The organism is Pedobacter sp. Leaf216, assembly GCF_001421515.1.
Lineage (GTDB): Bacteria > Bacteroidota > Bacteroidia > Sphingobacteriales > Sphingobacteriaceae > Pedobacter.
The window spans coordinates 107,323-113,997 of sequence record NZ_LMKM01000015.1; the positions used below are offsets into that span (position 1 = coordinate 107,323).

At 36.6% G+C, this 6,675-nt stretch carries 6 protein-coding genes; 4 read left to right on the top strand and 2 right to left on the bottom strand.

Annotated elements, in window-relative coordinates:
* Nucleotides 1–57 precede the first annotated feature (57 nt).
* From ribH to ytxJ, 3 genes are all read left to right on the top strand, one after another.
* Nucleotides 58–549, top strand: coding sequence for a 6,7-dimethyl-8-ribityllumazine synthase (gene ribH / locus ASE74_RS13955; protein WP_055910184.1), 492 nt, complete (start codon nt 58–60; stop codon nt 547–549).
* A 53-nt stretch (nt 550–602) separates the two neighbouring features.
* A complete protein-coding gene (locus ASE74_RS25350) occupies nt 603–725 on the top strand; it encodes a hypothetical protein (RefSeq protein WP_255352041.1) in 123 nt (40 codons plus the stop codon).
* An 88-nt stretch (nt 726–813) separates the two neighbouring features.
* Complete coding sequence (gene ytxJ / locus ASE74_RS13960) at nt 814–1,146, top strand: bacillithiol system redox-active protein YtxJ (RefSeq protein WP_055910188.1); 333 nt, start codon at nt 814–816, stop codon at nt 1,144–1,146.
* A gap of 1,391 nt (nt 1,147–2,537) precedes the next feature.
* On the opposite strand, the gene ASE74_RS13965 is transcribed toward ytxJ, so the two are convergent.
* Both ASE74_RS13965 and msrA read right to left on the bottom strand, forming a co-directional pair.
* On the bottom strand, nt 2,538–4,055 hold the full coding sequence (locus tag ASE74_RS13965) for a malate:quinone oxidoreductase (protein ID WP_055910192.1): 1,518 nt from the start codon (nt 4,053–4,055) through the stop codon (nt 2,538–2,540).
* Nucleotides 4,056–4,696: 641 nt separating this feature from the next.
* Nucleotides 4,697–5,296 carry a peptide-methionine (S)-S-oxide reductase MsrA gene (gene msrA / locus ASE74_RS13975; protein WP_082458781.1) on the bottom strand — a complete coding sequence of 200 codons (600 nt, stop codon included), beginning with the start codon at nt 5,294–5,296 and terminating at the stop codon, nt 4,697–4,699.
* A 269-nt stretch (nt 5,297–5,565) separates the two neighbouring features.
* On the opposite strand from msrA, the gene ASE74_RS13980 reads away from it, so the two are divergent.
* Nucleotides 5,566–6,528, top strand: coding sequence for an isopenicillin N synthase family oxygenase (locus ASE74_RS13980; RefSeq protein WP_055910198.1), 963 nt, complete (start codon nt 5,566–5,568; stop codon nt 6,526–6,528).
* The last annotated feature ends 147 nt before the right edge of the window (nt 6,529–6,675 follow it).

Here is a 6,675-nt window from a genome sequence, read left to right on the forward strand (position 1 = left end):
ACAAGTAACAAACATTAAGGTTTTTAACATTCACAGCATAACATTATCTTTGCCCTTATGTCAACACAATTAAAAAATCTATCAGATTTCTCTCATACTACAGTTCCAAGTGGAGCAAACTATAAATTCGGAATTATTGTAGCCGAGTGGAACGCCGAAATTACCGGTGCGCTTTACAATGGAGCATTAAAAACTTTGTTGGCCAACGGGGTAAAAGAAGAAAATATAATCTCTTTACCTGTTCCGGGAAGTTTTGAACTTACAGTGGGTGCAGAAATTTTATTAAGTAAAAGAAGCGATATTGACGCTGTAATCTGTTTAGGTTGTGTGATACAAGGTGACACCAAACATTTCGATTTTATTTGCGATGCGGTTGCACAGGGTGTAACAAATGTTGGCATTAAATACAGTAAACCTGTTATTTTTGGCGTGTTAACTACTAATAATTTAGAGCAGGCGCAAGATCGTGCAGGTGGTAAACATGGTAATAAAGGCGATGAAGCCGCAATTACTGCAATTAAGATGGCTGATTTTTCTGCACAAATATAAACTTGGTTTTTAATAAATATTTGTACCTTAGACGTTTAAAATTTATCAGATCGATGAAAAAAGTAGCCATCTTACTATTGGCGGTGTTTAGCACCATTACCATTTTAGAATCTTGTTCTTCTAAGCTTTGCCCTGCTTATGGCTCTTACCCAGAAGGTAAACGCAGAAGAAACTAATCTAACTCATTTGTAATCTCATATTCAGGTCATTTGCAGAACATTATTCAGCTGCAATTGTTATTCTGTAAAACAATAATATAATATCATGACTTGGGTTAACTTAACTTCAATAGAACAGCTTGATGAAATCAAAAACGCGAGCGGTTTTAGCCTTATATTTAAGCACAGTACACGTTGCTCCATTAGCTTGATGGCCAAAAAGAATTTTGAGTTTGATTGGGAAGTTATTCCAGCTGACACAAAACTCTATTTTTTAGATTTAATTAGTTACCGGGATATTTCAAACAAGATTGCAGAGGTATTTCAGGTGGCACACCAATCGCCACAAATTTTATTAATTAAAAATGGCGATTGTGTGTTAGAAGCATCACACAGCGATATTTCTGCCGATGAAGTTGCAGAAGTGATCGCCGCTTAATTAAATACAACAAAATCTTAATCCTGAATTGGTTCAGAATTGAAAACGTCTAAAATAAATTTTGGACGTTTTTTTTATGTTAAATTCTAAGGGCTATTGATATAATCTTTTTAAGAAACAAATAATATGCCCTTCGACTACACTCAGGGGCGACACCATATTTTTCTCAACCCTAGCCGTGCCCGCGGGACGCATCCTGGGTAGCAAATAACAATTTGTTATTTGTGTTTGTTCCATAAGAACGTTTGGAAATACAAACGATTGATGATTTATCAAGTTTCGGTCTGGGAGGACACAGACCGAGGGAATGGGTTGTTGGTATTGATCTCCTTTAAACAATAAATAAAGGCCCTTGGAATACACTCAGGGTCGACACAATTTTTTTCACAACCCTAGCCGTCCCAGCGGGACGCATCATCGGTAGCAAATAACAATTTGTTATTTGTGTTCGTTCCCTAGGAACGTTTGGTAATGCAAACGATTGATGATACAGCAAGAGTTTCGGTTTGTGGGGACACAGACCGAGGGAGTGGGTTGTTGGTATTGATCTTTTTACACATTAAATAAAGGCCCTTGGAATACACTCAAAGGCGACACCATATTTTTCAGGATCCAAGCCGTCCCAGCGGGAGGCTTCATCGGTAGCAAATAACAATGTGTTATTTGTGTTCGTTCCATAAGAACGTTTGGTAATGTAAACGATTGATGATTTAGCAAGTTTCGGTCTGTGAGGACACAGACCAAGGGAATGGGTTGTTGGTATTGATCTTTTTTACACAATAAATAAAGGCCCTTGGAATACGCTCAAGGTTTACACAATTTTTTTCAGGATCCAAGCCGTCCCAGCGGGACGCATCATCGGTAGCAAATAACAATTTGTTATTTGTGTTCGTTACATAGGAACGTTTGGTAATGCAAACGATTGATGATATAGCAAGAGTTTCGGTCTGTGAGGACCCAGACCGCGGGAGTGGGTTGTTGGTATTGATCTTTTTTAACAAATAAATTAAAGGCCCTTCGACTACACTCAGGGTCGACATTATTTTTTTTTAGTATCTAAGCCGTCCCAGCGGGACGCCTCATCGGTAGCAAATAACAATTTGTTATTTGTGTTCGTTCCATAGGAACGTTTGGTAATGCAAACGATTGATGATATAGCAAGTTTCGGTCTGTGAGGACACAGACCAAGGGAGTGGGTTGTTGGTATTGATCTTTTTACACAATAAATAAAGGCCCTTGGAATACACTACGGGTCTACATCATATTTTCTCAACCCAAGCCTTCCCAGCGGGACGCATCCTCGGTATACAGAAGAATACGGTAGAGGTCGATTTTTTTCAAAAAAAAAGGTCCCGATAAAATCGGAACCTTTTAAATTTTATTTTTGTTGCTTAAGCAACTACGGTGGTTTCTATTTTTAAAACTTTTGATGTTTTGCTTCTGGTTTCTTTACAAAGATCTGCATCCTCTGCGAGTGATTTACCATAAGTCGGGATCATTTCTTTAATTTTCGCCTGCCATTCATCAGTTGCCAAATCATCAGCGAAACAACGGTTTAGCAGATCGAGCATAATTGATACCGCGGTTGATGCACCAGGAGAAGCACCCAATAAAGCCGCAATAGATCCATCGGCTGCGCTCACTACTTCTGTACCAAATTCTAAAACGCCACCTTGTTTTTCATCCTTTTTTATTACCTGAACACGTTGTCCGGCATATTCCAATTCCCAATCTTTAAGTTCGGCAGTTGGTAAATATTCTTTCAAGGCTTCTAATCTATCTTCTGGCGATTGCCTTACTTGTTCAATTAGATATTTTGTTAAATCTAAGTTATGTAATCCGGCAGATATCATCGGACGGATGTTATTAAACTTTATTGATTTTGGTAAATCCAGGAACGAGCCATTTTTAAGGAATTTTGTAGAAAAACCTGCATACGGACCAAATAATAACGCTTGTTTACCATTAATCATTCTGGTATCCAAGTGTGGTACCGACATTGGAGGCGCACCTACCGCAGCTTTACCGTATACTTTTGCATGGTGTTTTTTGATAATTTCCTCATTGGTACATTTTAGCCATTGCCCGCTTACCGGAAAACCACCGAAACCTTTTCCTTCAGGAATATCAGATTTCTCTAACAATGGCAGAGAACCACCACCAGCGCCAATAAATACAAATTTTGCTACTCGCTTACGTTTGTCTCCGCTTTCTAAATCTTTAACCTTTACAATCCAGTTGCCATCTTTATTCTTTTTCAGGTCGCGGATTTCGTGGTTAAAATATAGGTTAACATTACTTTGTTCCTTTAAGTTGTTAAACATGTCGCGGGTTAGCGTACCAAAGTTAACATCGGTGCCAAGATCCATTTTTGTTGCGGCAACTTTCTCGTTCTTTTTACGGCCGTCCATAATTAATGGCGCCCAGCTTTTCACAAGTTCAGTATCCTCGGTATATTGCATATCGCTAAAAAGGTCGCATTGCGTTAAAGCATCGTAACGTTTTTTAAGATATTCTACATTCTTTTTACCCCAAACAAAACTCATATGAGGAATGCTGCGGATAAAATTGCATGGATCAGAAACCAGTCCTTTATTTACCAAGTAAGACCAAAACTGTTTTGAAACCTCAAAATGTTCAGCAATCTGAACAGCTTTTTTAATTTCAACTGTGCCATCTTTCTTTTCAGGGGTATAGTTTAATTCGCAAAAAGCAGAGTGTCCCGTTCCAGCATTATTCCAGGCATCAGAGCTTTCTGCTGCTGCAATATCTAAACGTTCGTAAATCTCAATACTTAGATTCGGCTCTAATTGCTTTAATAAAACACCAAGGGTTGCACTCATGATGCCAGCCCCTATTAAAATTACATCTGCGTCAGTTTTACCAACTGTCTTTTTCTTTTTTGTCATCTTACTTTAAAGGAGTTACAAATTTAGAATGATTTTAAACATCCCACGAATTTTAAGGCATTAAATCTTAAAAAAATTGCCTAAAAATTAGAAATACACCAATGTTTTAGCAAGTTCTAATCAAATTTTAATCCAAAATTTATGGTACTTGATCTGCCAAAGAAAAAAGACATTACACTAACACTTACAAGCCATTATTAATTTAATAAAACCACTACTTATTTGCTTAAAATAATTGCGAATATACTTTTAAAGGCGGCATAAATTTAAAAATTCTACAATAAGCCATTCAATTTCTTTAATGATAATAGCATGAAGAAGCCTCATTGGTTTTTTTTAACCCTAAAATGTTAGTTTTATAAATCTTTTTTACCGTTAGATTCCTCATTAGAAACTTACTTCTATTGTTAACTGTGTTCTTTTTTATTTCCTGCTTAAAAGAAAAAACCGACCAGCTTCTACTCGAACTTGATCAGAAAAAACTAAATGAGTACATTAATTATGATAAAATCACATTTTTTAAATTCGCTAAAATAGCTGTTCGCTCTGCTGCCATCCAGGATACTACATTTTACCATATTTAATATATTAAATTAAAAAAGCCCTGCAATGTTTATTACAGGGCTCTTCAACTTGAATTATTAATTTTTAAGCTTGGCTTTAAATATTTTTTCCAGTTTATCTATTTTAGGCTGGATAACCAATCTGCAATAGGGCTCGCTTCCATTTTTATTGAAATAGTTCTGATGATAATTTTCAGCTATATAAAATGGTTTCGCAGCTTCTATCGCTGTAACTACTTTTTTGCCGTATGCATTGGTTTTATTCAATTCAGCCTTATACTTTTCTGCTAAAGCTTTCTGTTCTGGTGTATGGTAAAAAACCACCGAACGGTATTGCGTACCGCTATCTGCTCCCTGGCGATTTAAGGTAGTTGGATCATGGCTTTTCCAAAAAACCTCCAATAAATCATCATACGAAATCACCATCGGATTATATGTAATTTCTAAAACTTCTGCATGTCCGGTAGCACCAGTACACACTTCTTCGTAAGTTGGATTGCTTAATGTACCTCCTTCATAACCTGATTTAACTGAAACTACTCCTTTTAAGCGTTGAAAAATAGCTTCGGTACACCAAAAACAACCCATTCCAAATGTAGCCTTTTCTGTTTTTTTCCCTTGTGCATTTGCCTGGTTTAAGGCCAATACAGCTAATAATATTAAAAGTATTTTTTTCATGTGTGTTTATTTTATTAGTCGCAAATAACCCTTTAACCTTACAGTTTCATTGGATTATTTTCTACCTAATTATACGAAATAAATTAAACTGTAGTTTGTGTTTGAATTATAATGGATTTTATGTGACAATACAACTATTTGTGAATTTTGCAGTTAATGTTAACAACTTAAAACATTGATTTATAAATTTTTACACCACAAAATAATACACCAACAACACTTATTAACAATTCTTTTTTAAATTCGTACAACATTAAAATTTAATAATTATGTCTACACCGTATATTCCTTGTTTGGATTTAGGTTCTTACATCAATGGTTCAGCAGAAGAGCGTAAAAAGTTTTCTGATGAATTGGGAAGAGCTTTTAACGACTCGGGTTTTGTTACCATCACCAATCATGGTTTAAGCCAGGAATTAATTGATAAACTTTACGAAAACATAAAGGCTGCTTTTGCGCTTCCGGTTGAAATTAAAAGAAAATACGAAAAACCAGAATTGGCTGGTCAGCGCGGCTACACCAGTGCAGGTAAAGAAACTGCTAAAGGAGCTAAAACACCAGATTTAAAAGAGTTTTGGCAAATTGGTCAGGAAGTAACAGATGGTGATCCGGTAAAAAATGAATATCCTGACAATGAGGTTTTAACAGAACTACCTGAATTTAATAAAGTTACAGGCGATATTTACAAAAAACTGGAAGAAAACGGAACGCATTTGTTACGTGCCATTGCCACTTACCTTGAATTGCCGATCAATTATTTCGATAAACACGTACATAACGGAAACTCTATTTTGAGGGGAATACATTATTTCCCGATCGAGAATCCCGAAACGATTCCTGATGATGCGGTGCGCGCAGGTGCACATGAAGATATTAACCTGATTACCTTATTAATTGGTGCCAGTGCCGATGGCTTAGAGGTATTAACCCGCAGCAACGAATGGTTACCTATTAAAGCACACCATACTGATATTGTGGTAAATGTGGGCGATATGTTACAACGGTTAACCAACAATAAATTAAAATCGACAACGCATAGAGTGGTAAATCCACCGCGCGAATTAATGAAAACATCACGTTTTTCTGTTCCTTTTTTCCTTCACCCACGTAGTGATATGGACTTGACCAGTTTACCATCAACTATTGATGCGGATCATCCTAAAGCTTATAGCGATATGACTGCCGGCGAATATCTTGATGAAAGATTAAGAGAAATAGGATTGAAGAAGTAGTTTGGAATTATAAGTCCATCGTCCTTAAATCAAACGAAATTATAGAATCGAGTAAGAAGCAGGGAATTAGTTTCCCTGCTGTCTCCTCACACCACCGTACGTACCGTTCGGTATACGGCGGTTTGTTAGAATAACTTCGTTTGGTGT

Excerpts from the sequence above, each read along its gene's own strand:
- ribH (WP_055910184.1), top strand. The coding sequence starts at position 58 with ATGTCAACACAATTAAAAAATCTATCAGATTTCTCTCATACTACAGTT.
- ytxJ (WP_055910188.1), top strand. The coding sequence starts at position 814 with ATGACTTGGGTTAACTTAACTTCAATAGAACAGCTTGATGAAATCAAA.
- msrA (WP_082458781.1), bottom strand. The coding sequence starts at position 5,296 with ATGAAAAAAATACTTTTAATATTATTAGCTGTATTGGCCTTAAACCAG.
- ASE74_RS13980 (WP_055910198.1), top strand. The coding sequence starts at position 5,566 with ATGTCTACACCGTATATTCCTTGTTTGGATTTAGGTTCTTACATCAAT.
- ASE74_RS25350 (WP_255352041.1), top strand. The coding sequence starts at position 603 with ATGAAAAAAGTAGCCATCTTACTATTGGCGGTGTTTAGCACCATTACC.
- ASE74_RS13965 (WP_055910192.1), bottom strand. The coding sequence starts at position 4,055 with ATGACAAAAAAGAAAAAGACAGTTGGTAAAACTGACGCAGATGTAATT.